The 21,031-nt window shown below is 34.0% G+C and carries 21 protein-coding genes, 1 pseudogene and 1 riboswitch; of the genes and pseudogenes, 7 read left to right on the top strand and 15 right to left on the bottom strand.

What is annotated here, in order from left to right; translation table 11 throughout:
• Positions 1-69: 69 nt before the first annotated feature.
• A complete protein-coding gene (dcd, locus tag OOL01_RS04020; RefSeq protein ID WP_006012513.1) occupies positions 70-627 on the bottom strand; it encodes a dCTP deaminase in 558 nt (185 codons plus the stop codon).
• 71 nt (positions 628-698) lie between these two features.
• A complete protein-coding gene (locus OOL01_RS04015) occupies positions 699-2,156 on the bottom strand; it encodes a TrkH family potassium uptake protein (protein WP_264687210.1) in 1,458 nt (485 codons plus the stop codon).
• A 124-nt stretch (positions 2,157-2,280) separates the two neighbouring features.
• Between OOL01_RS04015 and OOL01_RS04010 the strand changes: the two genes are divergently transcribed.
• A complete protein-coding gene (locus OOL01_RS04010; RefSeq protein WP_264687209.1) occupies positions 2,281-3,576 on the top strand; it encodes a hypothetical protein in 1,296 nt (431 codons plus the stop codon).
• 123 nt (positions 3,577-3,699) lie between these two features.
• On the opposite strand, the pseudogene OOL01_RS08535 reads toward OOL01_RS04010, so the two are convergent.
• The 6 genes and pseudogenes from OOL01_RS08535 to OOL01_RS04000 form a co-directional block, all read right to left on the bottom strand.
• Positions 3,700-4,156 (bottom strand): annotated as a pseudogene (locus OOL01_RS08535) (transposase).
• A gap of 19 nt (positions 4,157-4,175) precedes the next feature.
• Positions 4,176-4,313: a hypothetical protein gene (locus OOL01_RS08530; protein WP_010401598.1), complete on the bottom strand. Its 138-nt coding sequence runs from the start codon at positions 4,311-4,313 to the stop codon at positions 4,176-4,178.
• Positions 4,314-4,367: 54 nt separating this feature from the next.
• Positions 4,368-4,442, bottom strand: coding sequence for a hypothetical protein (locus OOL01_RS08525; RefSeq protein WP_264375244.1), 75 nt, complete (start codon positions 4,440-4,442; stop codon positions 4,368-4,370).
• Complete coding sequence (locus OOL01_RS08520; RefSeq protein WP_406718747.1) at positions 4,430-4,615, bottom strand: transposase; 186 nt, start codon at positions 4,613-4,615, stop codon at positions 4,430-4,432. Before OOL01_RS08520 ends, OOL01_RS08525 begins: the two co-directional genes overlap by 13 nt.
• Positions 4,616-4,671: 56 nt before the next feature.
• Positions 4,672-4,842 carry a hypothetical protein gene (locus OOL01_RS08515; protein ID WP_010401597.1) on the bottom strand — a complete coding sequence of 57 codons (171 nt, stop codon included), beginning with the start codon at positions 4,840-4,842 and terminating at the stop codon, positions 4,672-4,674.
• A gap of 435 nt (positions 4,843-5,277) precedes the next feature.
• Positions 5,278-7,053 carry a hypothetical protein gene (locus tag OOL01_RS04000; RefSeq protein WP_264687208.1) on the bottom strand — a complete coding sequence of 592 codons (1,776 nt, stop codon included), beginning with the start codon at positions 7,051-7,053 and terminating at the stop codon, positions 5,278-5,280.
• Positions 7,054-7,489: 436 nt separating this feature from the next.
• Here OOL01_RS04000 and OOL01_RS03995 point away from each other — a divergent pair, with 436 nt between their 5' ends.
• Together OOL01_RS03995 and ccmA are read left to right on the top strand one after the other, a co-directional pair.
• Entirely contained in the window at positions 7,490-7,921 is a 432-nt protein-coding gene (locus OOL01_RS03995; RefSeq protein ID WP_064085636.1) for a hypothetical protein, read from the top strand.
• Positions 7,922-8,268: 347 nt separating this feature from the next.
• A complete protein-coding gene (gene ccmA, locus OOL01_RS03990; protein WP_064085635.1) occupies positions 8,269-8,892 on the top strand; it encodes a heme ABC exporter ATP-binding protein CcmA in 624 nt (207 codons plus the stop codon).
• A gap of 62 nt (positions 8,893-8,954) precedes the next feature.
• Here the strand turns inward: ccmA and argS are convergent, their stop codons facing one another.
• The 5 genes from argS to ubiE form a co-directional block, all read right to left on the bottom strand.
• Entirely contained in the window at positions 8,955-10,661 is a 1,707-nt protein-coding gene (gene argS / locus OOL01_RS03985; RefSeq protein WP_264687207.1) for an arginine--tRNA ligase, read from the bottom strand.
• 141 nt (positions 10,662-10,802) lie between these two features.
• Complete coding sequence (locus OOL01_RS03980) at positions 10,803-12,098, bottom strand: hypothetical protein (protein ID WP_264687206.1); 1,296 nt, start codon at positions 12,096-12,098, stop codon at positions 10,803-10,805.
• A gap of 87 nt (positions 12,099-12,185) precedes the next feature.
• The gene (locus OOL01_RS03975; RefSeq protein ID WP_264687205.1) at positions 12,186-12,758 is read right to left on the bottom strand and encodes a hypothetical protein; all 573 of its coding nucleotides are present in this window, start codon (positions 12,756-12,758) and stop codon (positions 12,186-12,188) included.
• 651 nt (positions 12,759-13,409) lie between these two features.
• Positions 13,410-15,107 (bottom strand): ABC transporter ATP-binding protein, encoded by a 1,698-nt coding sequence (locus tag OOL01_RS03970; protein WP_264687204.1) that lies wholly within the window; start codon positions 15,105-15,107, stop codon positions 13,410-13,412.
• 182 nt (positions 15,108-15,289) lie between these two features.
• Positions 15,290-15,988 (bottom strand): bifunctional demethylmenaquinone methyltransferase/2-methoxy-6-polyprenyl-1,4-benzoquinol methylase UbiE, encoded by a 699-nt coding sequence (ubiE, locus tag OOL01_RS03965; protein ID WP_264687203.1) that lies wholly within the window; start codon positions 15,986-15,988, stop codon positions 15,290-15,292.
• A 149-nt stretch (positions 15,989-16,137) separates the two neighbouring features.
• Between ubiE and OOL01_RS03960 the strand changes: the two genes are divergently transcribed.
• From OOL01_RS03960 to OOL01_RS03945, 4 genes are all read left to right on the top strand, one after another.
• Complete coding sequence (locus tag OOL01_RS03960) at positions 16,138-17,292, top strand: Bcr/CflA family efflux MFS transporter (protein WP_264687202.1); 1,155 nt, start codon at positions 16,138-16,140, stop codon at positions 17,290-17,292.
• A gap of 78 nt (positions 17,293-17,370) precedes the next feature.
• On the top strand, positions 17,371-18,453 hold the full coding sequence (locus OOL01_RS03955; RefSeq protein ID WP_264687201.1) for an ankyrin repeat domain-containing protein: 1,083 nt from the start codon (positions 17,371-17,373) through the stop codon (positions 18,451-18,453).
• Between the two features lie 11 nt (positions 18,454-18,464).
• The gene (locus tag OOL01_RS03950; RefSeq protein WP_264687200.1) at positions 18,465-19,343 is read left to right on the top strand and encodes an ankyrin repeat domain-containing protein; all 879 of its coding nucleotides are present in this window, start codon (positions 18,465-18,467) and stop codon (positions 19,341-19,343) included.
• Positions 19,344-19,372: 29 nt separating this feature from the next.
• On the top strand, positions 19,373-19,534 hold the full coding sequence (locus tag OOL01_RS03945) for a hypothetical protein (RefSeq protein WP_264687199.1): 162 nt from the start codon (positions 19,373-19,375) through the stop codon (positions 19,532-19,534).
• Positions 19,535-19,963: 429 nt separating this feature from the next.
• On the opposite strand, the gene OOL01_RS03940 is transcribed toward OOL01_RS03945, so the two are convergent.
• Both OOL01_RS03940 and OOL01_RS03935 read right to left on the bottom strand, forming a co-directional pair.
• Positions 19,964-20,644 (bottom strand): thiamine diphosphokinase, encoded by a 681-nt coding sequence (locus OOL01_RS03940; RefSeq protein WP_319803546.1) that lies wholly within the window; start codon positions 20,642-20,644, stop codon positions 19,964-19,966.
• On the bottom strand, positions 20,616-20,900 hold the full coding sequence (locus OOL01_RS03935) for a SemiSWEET family sugar transporter (RefSeq protein WP_017532519.1): 285 nt from the start codon (positions 20,898-20,900) through the stop codon (positions 20,616-20,618). The genes OOL01_RS03940 and OOL01_RS03935 overlap by 29 nt, the downstream gene beginning before the upstream one ends.
• Positions 20,889-20,991, bottom strand: a riboswitch (TPP riboswitch). It overlaps the preceding gene by 12 nt.
• Between the last annotated feature and the right edge of the window lie 40 nt (positions 20,992-21,031).

Raw genomic sequence — 21,031 nt, 5'->3', positions numbered from 1 at the left:
CTAGGCAAATGCAATCAGTGTTAGCGGCTTGAAAGGATATCAATTAATAAAGAAATGCATCTAAAGTAATCACTTAACTAACGGCAAAGTGATACCATGTTGGTTCATATATTTTCCTTTCATATCATCATATGATTTCTCGCATTCACTTTCGCCGCTTAAAAACACAAATTGGCATGCGCCTTCATTAGCGTAAATTTTTGCAGGAAGTGGAGTGGTGTTCGAGAATTCAAGTGTGACGTGACCTTCCCATCCAGGTTCTAAGGGAGTAACGTTTACTATAATACCACACCTTGCATAAGTTGACTTACCAACACAAATTACCAGTACATTCCTTGGTATACGAAAATACTCCACTGTGCTGGCAAGTACAAAACTATTTGGTGGAATTATACATACATCTGTTTCCTTATCTATGAAACTATTCTCAGAAAAATTCTTGGGGTCTACAATAGCTGAATTAACATTAGTAAAAATCTTAAACTTATTACTAACTCTTGCATCATAGCCATAAGATGATAATCCGAAAGATACAACACCCTTACTGCTTTTATGATTCACAAAAGGCTCTATCATTCTAGAGTTTTCAGCCTTTTCCCTTATCCATTTATCTGGCATAACTGCCATAATTGTCCTTTAAAGTTTTGTAATACTTATAATAATATGTAATAGAATTTAAATGTAAACCTGAATTAGCGTTACACTCTGGAATGGCAAAGTTTCCAGTATAAACTACCTATACAAAAATAAATTGGCAATATTTCAAGCCTGCCAAGCAGCATCAAAAACGATAGAAATAGCTTTACTCCACCACTAAAGGAGGAATAATTACCTGAAGGACCTATTAGGTTACTAAATCCTGGGCCAGAATTTGTAAGCATTGCAGAAACAGAGCTGATGCTAGTTATAAAGTCCGCATTGCTCAAGTAAGACATCACTATTGATGATATAGCGAACGTTAACATGTAAATCGCAAAAAACGTAAAGACAGATTGAACTTCATCATTCTCCAGTATTTTACCATTGAGTTTTACTCTATCGCTTTCACTTGGATTTAATAAAGAGCTAAAGTAATTCCTTATAGATTTTAGAAAAATGACTAAACGGAAGATTTTGATTCCACCACTAGCAGAACCACCACATCCACCAATAAAGGCTAAAAAGAAAGCTAAGACTGAAATAAAGCTCCAATTCAAGTAGTTGCACATTATATAGCCAGTTGATGTGATAAAGGAGGTAATGGTGAATGTGCTGTACCTAAATGATAAAAATACTCCTAAGTCAAAATTTTTATATAACCAAAAACAAGCAAGCAAAGATGAAATAACAACTATCTTAATAAAGTAAGAGACCTGTTCATCATAACAAACGTCTAATCGTCTTACAATTTTTAAATAGCTCAGAAAAGGTAAAGAGCCTAAAATCATAAAGATAATTGTTATGACCTCCAATATAGGGTTATTGTAGTAGCCTATAGAATCGTTATAGTTAGCAAATCCACCAGTTGATACAGCGGACATTCCGTGACATACTGCGTCAAATAATGGCATGCCAGCTAGATAATAGGAAAATATGCACAATAAAATTAGGCAGTAATATATTTCTGCAATATGTATTACTACGCTTCGCGTATGTGGTAACTTTCTTTTAAGAGCATCTGAGTACTCAGAATAGAGTAAATTATTTAAGCTCAAAACCTTAAATATGGGAAAAATTGCAATTCCTACTGTAATTACTCCAAAACCACCTATACCGTGTAGCATTGCTCTCCACAGTAGTATCCCCGGAGATTGTTGCTCGATGTAACTTAGAACAGTTGCTCCTGTGGTTGTAATCCCAGATACTGCTTCAAACAGTGCATCAATGTAGCTTAAACTATCAAGATAAAATGGAATAGCTGCAAACAGAGATAATGCAATCCAGGTACAACTGGTAATCGCAAAAATTGCCGGCATTCCATGTACCCTATTTAGTTTACCCAGTAGAATAAAAGTCGCACTAAATGTGCAGGTAACTATAAATCCAACCAGAAAATTTTTCCATTCGTAACCTAGATAATTATTAGTAATAGCAGGAATAAGCATTGCTACGCCAAACAACAATAGGAAAATTCCCACAATAAATACAATTGAACGTAAAATTTGCAAATTTTCCATAGATAGTACAGTGAAAGCTATATGTTATTAAAAATTCAACTACTTTGCTAATTTTTTCTCTTGACTTGATTATAAATACGTATAATTATAGCGCTAAATTTGCCATAAGAGATAGAGGTAGGGTATGGTATTAGATTGTGGCCTTATTAAAACTCAAAAATCATTATATTTTGCAATTTTGAATAACAATCTTCAAGAGGTCCAGAATATATTCAATATTAATTCTTACAGTAATATACAAAAGGTTTTCAGAAGCCAATTCCCGAGTGGTCGTACAATCTTTGATGTTGCTAAATCCATAGGAAATGAAGAAATCATTCAGACACTTCAGCAGAAAGCTAATGAATACACTAATGCTTTATGGAATAAGCGTAAAGAAACTCAAAATTCATTACGTCTTGCAATTGTGAATAGCAATCTTCGAGAGGTCCTGAGCATACTCGAAAAAATTAATTCTGAGGAGGGTATAGATTATACACAAGAGGTTTTAAGGAGTAAGTTCGATGGTAATTATACTATCTTAGATTTTGCTATTTTACAACGAGAAAAAGATATCGTTAAGGCACTTTGGCAGGAAGCTAATGAAGACACTCGTGTCTTCTTGAGTAATAGCGCAATCAAATTAGCTAATAAGAGTTCAGATTATGATGTTAAAAAATTTATTCCAGAAGTTAAGGATTATAATAGAAAGTACACTGAAAAAGCCACTAAACAAACTTATGAAGAATCTAATCAGAAAAATGGTATTTGTGGTAGAGCTATACAAAAAGTGGAAAATTTAGAGAGAACAAGTGATCTTCACCATAAATTACGTCAAGCAATAGATTATTTAGATGTTAAAAAAGTTAAAGCAGTATTAGAAGATTGTGATACAAATCTAGCAATGATTTTAAATAGACCTATACATTCACAGAGCAAAACTACCTTTTTACTTTATCCTCTGCAAGTTGGTCTTAATAAACGATATATAGGTGATGGTAAAAGATTGAAACAAGAAGATCTGAGAAATATAAAAGAAATTACTAAACTTCTTTGGGATAAAGCTTCTCCTGATATTCGCAATTTCTGGTTTAAATTCCATCAAGATCAACAAGAAGAAAGTACAAAAGACACAAAAGCAACCTTTGAAGCTCATTTGAAAAAAGCTCCTCCTGATATTCGTGACTTGTGGCTTAAATATCAAAGAGTGCCTGAAAATCAAGGTGCAGCTGTAATAAAACTTCTTAAAGGTGAGCAACAACGACATGCCAAGATAGGTAGTGAGAAGTGGCTTGAAGATTTCATTCAAGAAGTTAAAGATTACAGAGAACAAAAAACCATAGAAGAAAACCTTGAAATAGCTACAGAGAAACCTACAACAAAATCTGTTCTACAAGACGCACAACTTTCTCAAATAAATAGAACTTGTTGTATTTTGTAGTAAATAAGTTCTTAGGAAATCTAAGTATGATAACAATAAAAACAAGAAATTTAAACGTTCTATTTTTAACCTAGTATCCAGAATAAAAAGGGAGTGTTAAATAAACTGTGTCAAACCTAATTTTTAGCTCAACTCAATTTTCAATCTACCAGGAAAGAAAATGTCGAGCTGGGATATGGTTAATGCCCAATCATGTACAGGCATAGTCCATTTCTCTTCCACCTTTTTTATAGCACAATATACCTGTTTATACAAGGCACTTATGCTGGTAAATGAGCCTTTGGTCTTGGTGAACTTTCTAATTTGCCTATGCAGCCCCTCTATGGGATTGGTAGTGTAAATTACCCTTCTGACTGGGCCTGAATACTTAAAATAACCAGATAAATTCTCCCAATTGTTCTGCCAAAACCATAGGATACTTTGCACCCCATTTTTCATCCAATTCCAATAAATAATTCTCAGCAACTTCCTTGCTTGAAGCTTGATATACCTTCTTCAAATCACTTAAAAAGCTCTTTACATCTTTGCTAGCCACGTACTTCAATGAGTTGCGTATTTGGTGCACTATACACAGCTGCACTTCTGCATTAGGAAAGACGCTATTTATAGCTGTAGGAAAGCTTTTTAACACAAGCTATCAGAATATCATCTACTCCTCTCTCCTTTAGGTCATTTAGTACTCCCAACCAGAACTTCACTTTCAGCCAAATAAAAACCCAAAACTTCTTTTCTGCCATTTTGCTAATATGTTATACATACATTTGCTTACACAATGCCCGTCCTCCTTGACCTTAAAAAACCATGAACACTATTGGATATACAGATTGCAGCGGACGACTGCGCCATTCGTTGATTACTGGTAGCAATTTGTCAGTAATACTTGATATCTCTGCTGCAGATATTTTATATTTCTTCTACATGCGATGCTATATCCCGTGCCACTGGCATATGTACTTAAAACCTTTGCTTCAAGTTCGGTTGTTTGCCTTTTTCTGACTACTTGTGGCTCGAAACTTCCTTCTCTATCTCTTGGTGTCAATAGTTCAAATACTTGTCCGTAAAGTCTTTGAATTTCTTCGGTTGTTTTCTTCGCTTTCAGCCGACAAATGGTTTTCTATCTCGCCTTCCCTCTAGCAGTTTTTTGATAAATGGTGTTAATGCTCCATCTCTTCCTGTCAATGGTCTTCCTTCTCGTATAGATGATAAGATATTTGTTTCTAATTCTTTATAGTCTACCAAACCGGTAGTTGTGTTTGCTTGACTCATTGTCAAACCTCCATTTTTTTATCAATTTATTACTTTACTTCTCGGTTTGACACAGTTTATTTAACACTCCCCCGTTGCAGAAAAGTTTACTCAAAAGGGAGCTTCTTATTGATACTTCTCAACGTTCTGTTCAACAAACTAGAACTTCCATATTTAAACACGTAGAAATTAGATTTCTTGCACTACTGGAATTTAAAGAGTTCCAGCGCGTAACGCTGGAATCTAGATTTTCTTGCTAAATCCCAGCTGGGATGACGCTTAGTTATGCAAGAAATCTATTTTTTATCATAAATAACTTAAATATTATATTATAAACTCTGCTAAATTTATTCTCACAACAAAAACTTCTTCTCTACTTTTTTTTGAGTAAGGTCACCAATTCTATTTTTCTAAAAAAGTGTTTTCTGAGCTGAAAAGCCCAGAAAACATTTAGTCTTATATAAAATTAGTATCATCAGAAACAGGATTATCTTCATAGTAAGGACTCGCTCTTTGCATATCATCAAAAACAGTTTTTAACAGTACTTCCTTATCAGTATCCCATGCAACTTTCTTCATGATTGGAATATAATCCTTACACTTTTGGTCATTTCCACAGTCCTTGATTTTACCATTAGCCTTTAGATAAGGCTTTAATAAATTATAGTGTATTTGAGTGTTATTGCCCTCTTTATCTATCATTTGTCCTGAGTTATTAACAAGTATCAATGGTGCAACTTGTTTTGCTTTCATAACATTTATTTCACCGAACTCTTTAACGAGATCAGGACATGATTCTCTAGAAAAAAAATTCTTGTTGCATTCTTTAGTAGCATAGTAGTCGTTAGAGTAGCAGAAACTCTTAATCCCTTCTTCTTGACACGCTAACTCTTGTGGACTATTAATGCATTTATCACATTTTATATCACTAAAGTAGCCTATTGAACTAAGAGTATCAGTAAAGGCAAATTTAAAATTTACTGCACCATAACCACCCTCTGCTCCCTTTTCTATATATGGTGCAATTTTAGGATTACCGTACATCTCAGAATACAAATTCTTTAATAAATCAGATGTATTAAAACCTTGATAACCTATCTTTCCATTTTCTCCATAAAAACGAGCATAAGATCCACAAATTTCTTCCTTGCTACAATCTGGGGTTATTTTTTGAGACGTAATTTCTCTATTTTCATCCCTTCCTCCATTAGTAACAGGTTTGACTACATTAGTTTCATCTCCTCCTCCATTAGTAACAGGTTTGACTACATTAGTTTCATCTCCTCCTCCATTAGTAACAGGTTTGACTACATTAGTTCCACCTCCTCCATTGGGACAAGGTTTATCTGTACCACTTCCTTTCTCTTTTTTACATTCTTCAGCTGCTTTTTTATAACACTTATTCTCTGCTTTTGCCATGTCAATTTTATACTGCATAAGTTCTTCTTTTACCTTGTCAATTTTACACCGCATAACTTCTTCTCTCTCTTGTCCAATTTCGCACCTCAAAGCTTCTATTCTTGCTTGCTCAGCTTCCAATTTTGCTTGCTTAGCTTCTAATTTTGCTTGTTTAGCTTCTGCTTGAGCATCATCATACTTTGCCTGATTAATTGCCTGTTCAGAGCCTTCTTTCATCTTCTCAGCATCTTTTTTACACTGTATTAACTCATCTTTTGCTTCCTTAGCTTCATTCTTAGTTTGTTCTACCTTCTCCCTTTCTTTTTGAACCTGTAATTTTAACTCATCAACTTCTGCTTTTGCTGCCTCAGTTTCATTCTTAGTTTGTTCTACCTTCCCTTTCTCTTCTTGAACCTGTAATTTTAACTCATCAACTTTTGCCTCAGCTTCATTCTTAGTTTGTTCTACCTTCTCTCTTTCTTCTTGAACCTGTAATTTTAACTTATCAACTTTTGCCTCAGCTTCATTCTTAGTTTGTTCTACCTTCTCTCTTTCTTCTTGAACCTGTGACTTTAATTCACTAGCTTCTGCTTCTAATTTTGTAATTTCTCTTTGTGATTCCACAGCATCTTTTTTACACTGTATTAACTTATCTTTTGCCTTCTTAGTTTCATCTCTACAGTCACGAAGTAAATCCTCTTCTAATTTATCATCCTCTTTTCCCGCAACCTGATCTCCTAGATTTTCGACTTGCTCACCCTCTTCATCATAAAAAAGTTTGTTGGCATATAAATTACTATTATCAACTTGATCGCTATAGATATTGTTTGACATTGTGACCTCCTATATAGTCAAAACTGGAATTAAATTAGAGTATAAAAGCTAGGAATTCAACATGGGTAAAAGAAACCACAGCTCAGGAAATCTAAGGTTAACTCAGAAATTATTATAAGCCAAAATGATTAAAAATTTTACAACTTATATTGTAGATCTAGCATGATAACCAACAATTAGATTTTCTTCAATTTCCACCTTACTCACCAGCTTGACACAGTCCACCTTTATTCATTAGAGAGCCGTGATTCCTCTACTCTCCAATGATTAATCACTTGTCAGTTTTGAGTGTAGTAGTTGATAGCCTGTACGTAAATACGTTGCTTTTGTTCTTTAGAAATTTTTAGTCTACTATCTTTATCCAGAAAAAAATTGTAAAATTTCTATAGTTATGGTATAATTGTAAATACCGCTTGCCAATAAGCTGAGTATAAAAATGCCGTTCGGACAAATCATTACATATAGCACGATATTACTTACTATAATTGCAGTATTTCTCTTTTTGAGAAAAATATACAAAAATCATATTAGAAAAATTATATTTCCTCTAAAAGTTCTCAAAGAAGAGTGGGAAGAAAATAGAAGATTTAACGAATTATATCAAAAAAATAAGCAAAAAGAGTTGATGAAACAACAGGAAATGCTAAGGGAGAAACAAAAGAATATGCAAGTTTACAAAGAAGATCTAGAAATAGTTGATATAGCAAAACCGTTAGGTAAATGGACAAAGATGGTTATGATGGGTAATAGTTTAATGAAACATTTTGCACAATTGATACACAGAGAAGGTGATAAGAAAGGATTTTGGGAGCTATTTATAAAAGCTCAGTCTTCAACTAAGGGTAAATATAAAGGAAAAGGCAGATGACGTATCCGTTGTATAACCTGCTTTCTGGCATTAAACTTCTTAAGTGTTATAGTCAGTCAAGTATAAGGGTGTCATCCCAGTGCTTGACACTGGGATCCAGCTCTTCATGTAATCTAGTTAAAAATATTAATTTTAACATAAAGCAACTACTTTTATGCCAACCAGCTCAGCGTGCTTACTTAAAATTCCTGGATCCCAGTGTCAAGCACTGGGATGACACCATCTGCTACCTACAAACCCAATGTTCGTACAGTTGTATGTCAAACACTGACTGTTTGTTGTGCAAGCTATCCAATGTTCATACACTGAAGTGTTTAGGCTCCAAGTTCTCTTTAAAGGTCCAATAGATGCTTGAATGTAAAAATCTATCCTGTGCTCGTAATAACAAAGTATTATTTAAAAACCTCAATTTTAAAGCTGAGCCAAAATCAAAAATCTTAATCACTGGTCCAAATGGTAGCGGCAAAACCAGCTTAATCAGAAGTTTATCTGGACTCTTACCGCCAGTATCAGGCAATATAAGATACTGCGGAAAAGACATATATGATGATCCAAAATCCTTTATATCTTCCATGGTTTACGTAGGACATAAAAACGCCTGTAAAGATAGTTTAACAATTGGTGAAAACATAGAATTCTGGGCAAGAATACGGAACACTAGAGAATCAGTTATGGCAGCTGCTTATTGTTTAGAGTTGCAGCCTGTATTTAACATTAGATATGGTGAACTTTCTGCAGGCTGGAAAAGAAGAGTTGCGCTTGCTCGCCTTTTAATTTCTAATGCAAACATTTGGCTGATAGATGAACCATTCTGTAATCTTGATAGCACAACATGTGAATTAGTATTGAACCTAATCTCAATACGCTCTGAGCAGAACGGTACAGTAATTATTACAGGACATAGCTCTACAGAACAATTGTGTGACTTCAAGACAATCGACATACGTGATTTTAACAGACCTCTTGTATAATTTTTGGCCTTATTGTACTTACATCAATAATTTATTATCACATTTAATATTACGCATTAAAATTAACTCATCTCTTTCAAAGGCTCTATATTAAAAATCGAAAGTCCAGAAGCAATGACGTGTGCTAAGGCTTGGACGAGAAACATTCTTGCAGCGGTGAAATTTAAGTTATTCTCCAGTATAAAACGCATATTTAAATCACTTTTGCCATATCCCCATAAAACGTGAAACGCTTCTGCAACTTCAAGTAAGTAGAAAGTGATTCTGTGTGGCTCACAAAGCCTTGCAGATATTTCTACCACATCTGGCCACTTTGCTAAGGTTTTTATGAGGAATAGCTCCCCATCTGTCTTTAAAAGTGAAGGGTCTGCTGTTGGGAGCTCTTTTGGAGCATTACGCATTAACGAATGAGCACGGGCGTGCGCATATTGCACATAAAAAATAGGGTTGTCTTTTGACTGTTCTTTAACTTTAGCAAAATCAAAGTCCAAGACCATATCATTCTTGCGTGTTAACATTATAAAACGAGTTATATCCCTGCCAACCTCTTCCACTACATCCCTAGCTGTAAGAAAATTTCCTGATCTTTTCGACATCTTAACAGGTTTGCCATTTTCGAAGAAATTCACAATATTATGCAGTTTTACCTCTATCTTTGCTTGATCATCACTGAGCGCAGAGACAACTGCTCTAAGCCTTTTAATATAACCGCCATGGTCACTGCCGAGCTCTACGATCATATTGTTAAAACCACGTGATATCTTATCAAAATGGTAAGCAATATCCGATGCAAAATAAGTCCAGCTACCATCCTCTTTTTTTAGTGCGCGGTCAACATCATCACCAAATTTTGTAGAGCAAAATAACATTTCTTTTCTGGAAATCCAATTTTCATTCTCTTTACCTTTTGGTTTCTCCAGGTACCCTTCATACACTAGACCCTTATCAGATAATATCTTTATACTCTCTTCGATTTTGCCACTTTTTTGTAGCTCATACTCTGAAGTAAAGACATCATGACTTACTCCAAGTAAGTTCATGTCTTCCTTTATTATCTCTAAAATGGAACTTAAAGTATACTCTCTAATTATTTGATTATCATCCTCTTCTCTAAGCTCCTTGCCATATTTTTTAGCTAGCCCCTCCCCTATTGGTTTTAAATATTCACCTGGGTATAAACCTTTTTCGATGCTAATTTTCTCTCCCAGAGCTTCCTTATACCGCAAATATACTGACCGAATTAGCGTATCTATCTGCGCTCCAGCATCATTGATATAGTACTCCTTAGTAACTTTATAACCAACTTTCTTTAGCAAATTTGCTAAAACATCACCAAACACTGCCCCTCTTGCATGACCAATATGTAGTGGCCCAGTTGGATTTGCAGATACAAACTCAACATTGATGGCCTGATTGTTTCCAATGTTGAGAGTGCCAAACTCCGTTTTTAGCTCATTTATTTGCTTTAAAATTCCATGCCATACTTCTATTTTTAAGTGCATATTGATGAACCCAGGACCTGCTATTTCCACTTTTGCAACTTCATCAAAAGATTTAAATTCTTCTGCTAAGATCCCTGCAATCTCAACTGGATTCTTTTTTTCATGCTTTGCAAGCACCATAGCAACATTTGTGTAAATATCTCCATGCGCTCTATTGCTCGGAGGCTCTACAATAAAGTTTGTTGCATTCGTACTTATAACACCCCTTTGCTTCAACTCATTTAATTTACTAAAGATTAGAGAGGCAACCTGTTTAAAAATGTTCATTAACTAGAAAAACTATGAAAACCTCCAACAATATAGCAAATAAGTGGGGCTAGTTGAAGGTTTATCTTATGATTTTCTCTCTATTCTCTGTTTGGTGTAAGGCGACCTTTTCTGGGTCGAAAGAACCAGAAAAGTTATGGTTTATATTAAGTCGTTATTGCTAGTATAATAAGAAGCGTTATTGTTCTCATTTTCATATATACTTGTTGCACTTGTTGCCATATCGGACTTGAGCATCTGGTCATTAAACGCAGGAATTTTTAATATAATCGTTTTATCTCCAGCATCCCAAATGGATTCGTTCAGTGTTTTAATGCACTTCTTGCAGGCTTCACCATTACCACAATCCTCTATCGATTTAGGTCTACCATCATCTTTAAGGTAATGCTGACATACAGCATAATGCTGATCAGTTTCTTCACCATCTTTATTTATTATCTTTCCTGTTTTGTAATTAACAAGCAACAGAGGCATACCCTGCTTCGTAATTATATTTTGTTCTTCCGATCCCATTTGAATAGGTTTACTAACAAGGTTAGGACATTCTTCATTAAAGAAGTTTTTGCTATATTCTTTAGTGTCGTAACTGCTCTTTGCAGAATAACAAAGACTTTTATTCTCTTTGTCACTCTTGCAAACGTAGTCATTGGGAAGTTCTGTACACTTTTGACACCACATGTTGCTAGGGCTACCCCACGCATAGTTAATATCATCTGAAAAAGCAAGCTTAAAATTATGTGCTGAATATGGAGCATTTGCACCTGATTTTATGTGTTCCATAATTTTAGGGTTATCAAACATCTCAGGATACAGTTTCTTTAGTATATCTGATGTATTAAAAGCATAATGACCTACCTGATTCTCAGGAGAGTATTTATAATAGCCAGAGTAAGCTCCGCATTTGTTAATCATAGCGTGTTCTGGAGTGATTACTTTAGGCGTAACAATAATACCATCTTCAGGAGGACGTTCTTTATTAATATTATCTTTGACTTCGTCAATTACAGGATCTTTAATAAGTTCTTTCTTAACCTCATCCTTTATTAACTTGTCTTTTATTTTATCCTCTATCTCCTTCTGTATTGCATCCTTATCACATTTACAATCTATCTCATCCTTTACTTCGTCTTTTATTTTATTTTTCAATTTCTCCTTAGTCTTATCATCAAATTCACACTTAAGATCTTTCTCTAGTTCATTTTTAATCTTTTCTTTCAGTTCATCCTTAGTCTTATTACCAATCTCAAACTTAAGATCTTTCTCTAGTTCATTTTTAATCTTTTCTTTCAGTTCATTCTTAGTTTTATCATCAATCTTGGATTTAGGGTCTTTACCATCATCTAGCCTTGTATGTAAATTAATTTTCAATATATGTGGCAGTTGACATATATGACTTACATGCCTATTATTTGAATAAGGGGAAGTGTTCTTTAACATAAAATTGCTCCATTAATAAATAAAGGTTACTAAAAAGTTAACATAAGATAGAAGTGTATACTAACAATGTATACACCTTCATTACTTTCATATAATATAAACAATACCTTCTGGTACTGACATTTGTTCAGGAGAAAATGCTGATTCTGTGCGCGTATCTATTATAGAAGCATTTATCGCATCCACACAAGCTTTGCATTCAGGATTACTATCACATCCTCCTTTGAGACGATTGTCTGGACCAATTTCAAGATTGTTGTCACTTTTATCAATAATTTCTTTACATTTTGCAAACATTAAACCACTAGATTTCTTAGTAATGGCATCTTTAATCTCTCCAGAAACTGCATCAACTACTATTGAAAGCTTTGAAAAGTCAATTGGTTTTTTAGGTTCTGGACAAGCAGGACACTCAGGACAAGGAGGTATTTTTACCTCAGGACATTTTACATCAGGACAAGGAGGTATTTTTATATCAGGAAGCTGTATATTTAATTCGAGTCTATCACAACACGGATCAAAGTGGTCATGGCAATGTGGGTTAAAGTATTTATGACAATGTGGACCAAAATTATTATGGTACCGTGGGTCAGTTGTGCAAGCTGTGCGCGTAGGAATACATGAACCAACACGTGGAGATGAGGAAAAATTATAATTCATAAGAATCCTTTAAAAAATAACTATTAGATTATTATAGGATAAAAAAGTTAATGATTTAATAATTTTGAGGCTAAAATTAGAATATACAAACTTACAGTACATTTCAAAATACGACTTTAATATAGAAGATATTCGCATTGAAAAGCTTTGCCACAGCAAAATGCTGCTAAGATTTCAAGAAAAAGCTGTCAGTAGTCAAATTTATTGTATTTTAAAGCAAAATGTGAAGCACATGGTTTCCCATGTGCTATTGGAAGTACGTATAGCAAGAGTGAAAGAACGTACGTTTGTGAGTGATTTAAATCTAATCTCTTAGCAGAAAAAATCAAACGTATCACAAGGATTATAACATGTATCATAATAGTTATGATATGAGTTAAAATGATTGTGGCAGGAATTAGTAGCACAAGGTACAAATGGAGGTGTACAAGCTTGTGCACAATTCAATACTGGTCCTTGTAAGGCTGGTACTGGCAAATTATAACCCGTAAATGGTAGTTTTGGTAAATTACTGTAATTATAAACCATAATGATCCTTAAAAAAATACTATGATATTATTATAAGTTAAAATGATTAAAGATTTAATAATTTTCATTATCAATCTAGCATAACAACCAACAAGTATGACTCAAATTTTCCTTCAGTTTTTACTATATCTTCGCCAATTTTGCATACAGCCCATCTTTACTCATTAGAGAATCATGAGTTCCCACTTCTTCTACTTTCCCGCAATTAATCACTATAATCTTGTCAGTTTTGAGTGCGGTTGATAGCCTGTGCGTAATTATGATTGTTGTTCTATTTTGCATTAATTTGCTAAGTGCTTTTTGCACTAGGTTCTCACTTTTATAATCAAGAGCAGAAGTTGCTTCATCAAGTATTAAAACCTGAGGATTTTTTAGTATTGCTCTTGCTATTATGATGCGTTGTTTTTGTCCTTCAGAAAGTTTTAATCCTCTTTTTCCTACAAATGTATCAAATTTATCCGGCAGTTTATCAATAAATTCCATCGCATAAGCGCTGATAGCAGCTCGCCTGACTTCCTCATATTCAGCACCCGGTTTGCCGTATAGTATATTTTCCATTATTGAGCAAGAAAATATCATGTGATCTTGTGGTACTAAGCCAAACAGCGATCTTAGATCATTTAGCGCAATTGTCTTAATATTCTGTCCATCGATAGTAATACTGCCTTCACTTGGATCGTGAAAACGGAGCAGAAGCTTTAAAATGGTGCTCTTGCCACTGCCAGATGGTCCAACAATTGATACTGATTGGCCTGCCTCTATAGAAAATGATACGTTATTTAATGCTGGCTTATCAGCATAAAAAAATGTTACATCGTTAAACGCAATTTCTTTTTGAATACTATTAATTCTTATAGGATTTTCGCCATTTACTATAGAGCTTTTCATGTTCGTAAACTCAAACAAACGCTCTACTATTCCAAGACCTCGTTGTAAATCACTGATATTATCGCTCAAATTATTTATAGCTCCTGCCGCAAGCGCTGAATAAAACACAAATGAGGAGAGTTCTCCAATGGTCATATTATTACTTAAGACTTCTTTTATTCCAAAAAAAAGCAAAATAACTAGCGAACCTATCACACACGTGATAACTAGAGTTACTAAAATAGCACGCAAGAGTACTAATTTTACGTATGATTTTGATACTGAGTTTAGATGTTTCTGAAAACGAATTTTTTCATTTTCTTCTAGTACAAATGATTTAATGGTTACTATAGATCTAAAATTTTCCTCACTAAATGATGCAAGCTCACTTAATTTATCCTGAGCAAAGCGTGCATAATTGCGAACTTTTTTTCCAAGTGAAGTCATGATAATGAGCAGTATGGGTATTATTGCAGCTGCATATGCGGTTAAATGTAGATTTGTGTATAACAGCATTGCAACACTACCAGTCAGTACCACTGCATTCCTCAATATTGTCAGTAAGCTGCTGTTTATTATCGATTGCAATGCAGAGGTATCAGTAATGAGTGCTGAGATAACATCTTGTACGCCTGTGTTCTCAAAGAAACTTGGTTGCAAGTCAGTGATACTGCTATATAAGTCGTATCTGATTCTTGCGATAACTTTCTCGCTGCCAATGCCAATGAAATATAACCGAATAAATGCAGTGAAAGAAATGCCTAAAACTATCAGTATTGAAACTACGAGCTTGGTAGTAAAGTTATGCTCTGCGCCAGAATCAATTATGTTGCTTAAGCCCTTACCAAAAAGAAGAATCGTTAAAGCTGAAAATAGAACTGCAATAAAAGCTACGGTAAAATAATGTAGATTAGGTTTTATATAATAAAATAACTGCTTAATGTTAGATCGCATTTTATTTTTAAGTTAATTATATAGATTTTAGCTTCAGGAAAAAGTTACAATATTAGTTTACAGTGTACTTCGTTAGAGCAATACGTTCAAGAAACTTTAGCTTGATTTCTACTGAAGGAAAAACGCTGCGAAATTACAGAAAGTTAGCAAAAAAAACTACTGAATAGACCAGAGTTTAATATTCATTTTGTTCCAATATGTAATGCTACTATTCCATAGCTCATATTATAGAACTCAACATTCTTAAAGCCTATCTCTTCAATTTCCATTTTAAAATTAGTTTGAGTTGGAAATTCTCTGATGCTTTTCACTAAATATTCATAAGAACCCTTATCTTTAGCAACTATGCTACCAATTTTAGGAATTACTTTAAATGAGTATAAGTCATAAAATTTGGTGAATATCTCATTTTGATAATACATAGGGGCAAATTCCAAGCAGACAAATTGTCCATTTTGCTTCAATACCCTATATGCTTCACTTAAAGCCTTCTTACGGTCGGAAAAGTTTCGAATACCAAAAGCTACTGTATAATAATCAAATTCGGAATCTTCAAATGGTAAGCTCTCTGCATTTGCACATACCCAATTGAAATTTAGCTGATTTGAATTTATTGCTTTATCACGCCCTTTGTCCAGCATGTTTTGATTTATATCACATACTGTAACTTGAGTACTTGGTTCACCTCTTGCTATTCTTATAGCTATATCTCCGGTTCCTCCAGCAATATCCAAAACCTTGGAGTTCTTTTTAAAATGCACACTACTTACCATCTTCTCTTTCCATAGCCTGTGCATTCCAAGACTCATTATATCATTCATGATGTCGTAGCAATTTGCTACAGAATCGAAAACCTCTTTAACTAGTTGTGATTTATCCATATTTTATATAGAGATTGCTTACATAATTATTTTAAACTTTAGCAGTTAAATTAATATACTAATGAGAAAAATATACTACAATTAAACATATTTAATCCAGTAAATCATTAGTGTCGACAGCTTTTTCACAAAATATCATCTCTCTTATTATGATATTATCTGTAGCAGTTGTTGATATGGCAACAGACTTATACTCAGTTGCATTGCCAAGTATTGCCAACTATTTTAAGGTGAAAGGTAATATAGCGCAGCTTACGATCAGTTTAAATTTAGTAGGAATTGCAATATCTGGATTAATTTATGGCCCACTGTCAGACTATTATGGTAGGCGCCTAATAATGCTGATTGGTATGACAATTTTTACTTTGGCAAGTATTGTATGTTACATAGCTGATAATATTATACTTTTAATATTAATCCGGTTTATACAAGGAGCTGGAGCTGGTGTTGCAGGCGTTGTCGGATATGCAGCAATCAGAGATATGTACTCAGGTAGTGAATACTCAAGAGTAATCTCAAAGTTAAATATGGTAGTAGCGCTTTCACCTGGAATAGCTCCAGTAATAGGCAGTTATATGATTTCACATGGATATAGTTGGAAATTTTTGTTTTTTATCATATCATTTGCAGCAATTGTTATGCTCATTTTTATTTACTTGAAGCTGCAAGAAACGCTCACTGTAAATAAAAATCAAACCAACATAGCAATCAATATCTTCAAGCAATATATATCAATATTCAGGAATTATCGTTTCCTTGGGTTTTCAGCCATTCATGGATTAACTTTCATGTGGCTTTGGGCATACATTGCTAACTATCCGTTCATATTTGAATCAATGGGTATTGAAGTACAATATTTTGGCTATCTCATATCAATCATAGTCATATTTTACGTAATCGGCACTTTAATTAACAGAAGGTACGTACCAAAAATAGGAGTGAGCAAGATGCTAATCATAGGTTTGGTATTACCAATAATATCTGATGGTTTATTGGTATATTTTTATTTCATGAACAAATTGAACGTACTTATTCTTCAAGTTCTTTGGATTCCAAGCAATATAGGACTTGCACTCGTAATCAGCAATAACGTAACTTCTGCTTTAGAAACGGTCAAAAGTATAGGGCTTGGTAGTGCAGTTCTCTCATTTTGCAATATGATGTTTGGGGCTATTGGAATATACATAGTAGGAGAATTCTTTTCTTATGGCATTTTACCAAATTTACTATTAACAGTTGTATGTTCTATAATTGCAATTCTTATATATAGTTTACTTAAATATACTGAAAAACATGAAGGATAATCATTATTTCTACAACCCAGATTTCATGAATTATTAATTACCTTACTATAGTAATGCAATTTTATAGAGAAGTGTTAAATGGATTATTTAATCAGAGATATAGATGCTGCTTTACTTGATGCTGCTAAAAGAGGTGATCTTAATGAAGCAAAGCGCCTAATAATTGAAGAAGCTGATGTTAATGCATATGATGGATCTCAAGGTAATTCTCTATATTGGGCTGTTAAAAATAATCATTCTGATATAGCAAAAGTTCTATTAGATAATGGAGCAGATTTTATTGCTTATGACTCTTCTCGAGAACGCCACGTGTTAAATAAATACGAAGAAGTAAAAGCTGAGCATTGTAAGGTTTCTCTACATCTGGCTGCCAGACTTGGCGACTTGAAAGCAGTAGAAGACCTATTAAAGAAAGAAGCAAATGTTAATACAAAAAATGATAAAGGACAGACTCCTTTAGATTTAGCTAAGACAGAAGAAATAAAAAATCTATTACAAAGCATAAAAGATGCCAATGACAAATTGCTTGAAGCTGCTAAAAGCGGTAATATTGATGATGTAGAAAATCTGTTAAATAGAGAAGAAAAAGTACAGGTTAACGCAGAAAATGAATTTGAAGAGACCCCTCTACACTTATCTGCTCAAAATGGACATAAAGACGTAGTGGAATTTCTACTCAGCAAAGGAGCAAAAATTGATGCAAAAAATGAATTTGAAGAGACTCCTCTACATTTGGCTGCTCAAAATGGACATAAAGGTGTAGTAGAATTTCTATTCAGTAAAGGAGCAAAGGTTGATGCACAAAGTGATGATCTAAGCACCCCTTTACATTTTGCTGCTAAATATGGACATAAAGACGTAGTAGAATTTCTACTCAGCAAAGGAGCAAAGGTTGATGTAAAAAATGAATTTGAAGAGACTCCTCTGCATTTTGCTGCTAAAAGTAGATATAAAGATACAGAAAGGATAGTAGAATTTCTACTTGATAAAGGAGCAGACGTTAATGCACAAAATAATGCAGGAGAAACCCCTTTACATTTAATTCTTCAAAAAATAGACCTAGATATAGATACAGATAAATTCTACACTCTACTGAACAAAAAAGGCATCAATGTTAATCTAACAGATAAAAATAAAGAGACTCCTTTGCATTTTTTTTAAAAAAGAAAGCGATGGAGATACCTGAATTGGACGATCTACTGAAAGTAGAAAGTATCAATGTTAATTTACAAAATATAGATGGAAAGACTCCTTTACACCTGGTAATTGAAAAAAACAACTGGAATACATTACCTAATGTATCGTGGAGCCGTGAAAAGATGGTCGATATTCTAATAGAAATGAAGGCAAATGTTAATGCAGTAGATAAGGATGAGAGGACTCCTTTACATTGGGCTGCAGGATATGGTAGAAAAGAGATAGTAAAAGCTCTAATAAACGCAGAAGTAAATGTTAACGCAGTAGATAAGGATAAGAGGACTCCTTTACATTGGGCTGCAAACTATGATAGAAAAGAGATAGTAGAAGCTCTAATAAACGCAGAAGCAAATGTTAATGCACAAGATAAATATGGAAAGACTCCTTTAGATTTAGCTAGCACAGAAGAAATAAAAACTCTATTACTAAAACCCCCCAAAAAAATTGATGACAGTATAGCATCAAAAGATAATGAAGTAGGTCAAGAGGAAGATGCTGGACAAGAAGGTAATGTCCAACCAAGTTTACAAGAACAAAAGGAGATCAGTGCAAAAAAAGAAAGTGATGTAAAAATTGAAGCTGCTGATAATGGACATTCTATTGACATAACACTTACACACAATGATGTTAGTCCACGAAGTGAATCATCAACAAATGAAGAACACCCCAGCTCTTTTTTTGATAATTTGCTTAATATAATTATGAAGCCCTTTTCTTTAATTGCATCATTTTTTGGTGGGTTTTTTTCATGGTTGTTTGGGTCTGACACTGACGAATCTACATCACAAACCGATGCTAGATGCGAAGGAGAGAGTAGTAGTTGCGATTACGATGCAACGAGAATAGATGAGTAGGATAACGCAAGAGATCTCTACAAGGAAGGGTGTCATCCCAGTGTCTGGGCACTGGGATGACACCTCTGGGCACTGCCGTCATAAAGGAACCAGTGTCAGCTATTCGGATGACACCATCTTGGATGGAAATAACGTCACGCACTGGAATGACAGCAGCAGATACTGGGGACAGGAAAAGGCCACTTAAATGACAAGAAAAGGCTACTCGGATAACAAGAAGGGGAACACCGGTTTCAATACTTGCACATTAAAGTTTCTAGGTTTGAGTAGTGGAATCCGATTCAGTGTGAAAATTAGCAAACTCCTTTTTGAGCTGTAGAATAAAATTTTTTATTTTAATGAAAAAATTGCTTCCGCATACTCAAGATGCCATTATAATGATGGTAGAGATATTTAGAGAGCTCAAAATCTATCTTAGTCTGCAGACCTTTTAACCAATTTTTCAATAAAAATTCAGCCACATCTGTTGTGTGTACATTCTGAATCTTTTTTATACAGGAGGATTTTATGTCCAGAATTCCAGATATTTGACCTTTACTTTAGCTAATAACAGGCGCCTGTAGTTTTTATAATTAGTGTTAACACGGTTTTTCTACTTTTTTTTTTCTTAATGTTTTAACTCAATACACACCATCATCATTTACTGCTTCTAAATATATCATTGCTAAACACACGCCGCTGTGTATTTCTATAGATAACTCATTGCCTAAACTTCGATTAAAGCAAGAATTCTTTCCTGGAAAAGCAAGGTGACTAAGGTACAGTTCCCATTGTAATCCTTTAGTTGATATTTGAGCTTTCGGTATACCAAGTAAGGATATTTTAGTATTTTTTAGCAAAGAGGAAAAATAGCTAATACCTTTTTGTAAGGCGTACCCCACCATGGGAGGCGAAGGCATATAAAAGATACTATCTGTACTTAAAAAAAAGTTAATATTTTGTAGTATATGATCAATTGCTCCTCCAGTAATACCCGTTACTATTGATGGCAATAACTTTACTGTTTTTAAGTGAGCCATTGCTTTAGAAAAGTCGCAATAATCTTGATCAGGTAGATATACTGTATTTAAATTAGCACGTAAATTCGGATTTATACTATCCAAATCTCCTATTACAAGATCAGGTTTTACGCCAATTGATAGAAGCTTATTTGCTCCTCCATCTACAGCAATAACAGGTATATCTTGTTTAAAAAACGATGAATCAGGTATTTCTCCATTTAGTACTACAATAGAACGATATTCTTGCTCCACGCTACAATGTAGCATATGGTTATAAAACGCTTCGTGCAGTTTTTGCATCGTAGTAACATTTTTGAACAATTGATATTATACTGATCACTAATCCAGCAATATTACTGAGTATCACAAAAGTTAAACCCTGACAAATACCGTAAATAAGCCAAGATGATGAACAAATAAGATAATTCACCAACATTAGCATCGATACGTCACGAGTAAGTTTTGTGATATATGCTCTATATACTTGAGGCAATAACCCAATGAGAGATGTAATGAACGCGATGAAGCCAAAGCATTCTTCAATATTTATATACATACATTTTCCTACGTTTGTTTTAACAAGATCAGGTTCAAAGGGTTGTACTTTATGTACTCTCAGCTTTTTTAGAGCACCCCTAATGCGTGTAATTTATAACATCATTTAGTCTATTAATCAAGAAATTAACA

This window comes from Wolbachia endosymbiont (group B) of Rhopobota naevana (assembly GCF_947250615.1).
In the GTDB taxonomy this organism is placed as follows: Bacteria; Pseudomonadota; Alphaproteobacteria; order Rickettsiales; family Anaplasmataceae; genus Wolbachia.
The sequence above is the reverse complement of the archived record's forward strand: the minus strand, read 5'-3'. Positions and strand labels throughout refer to the sequence as shown.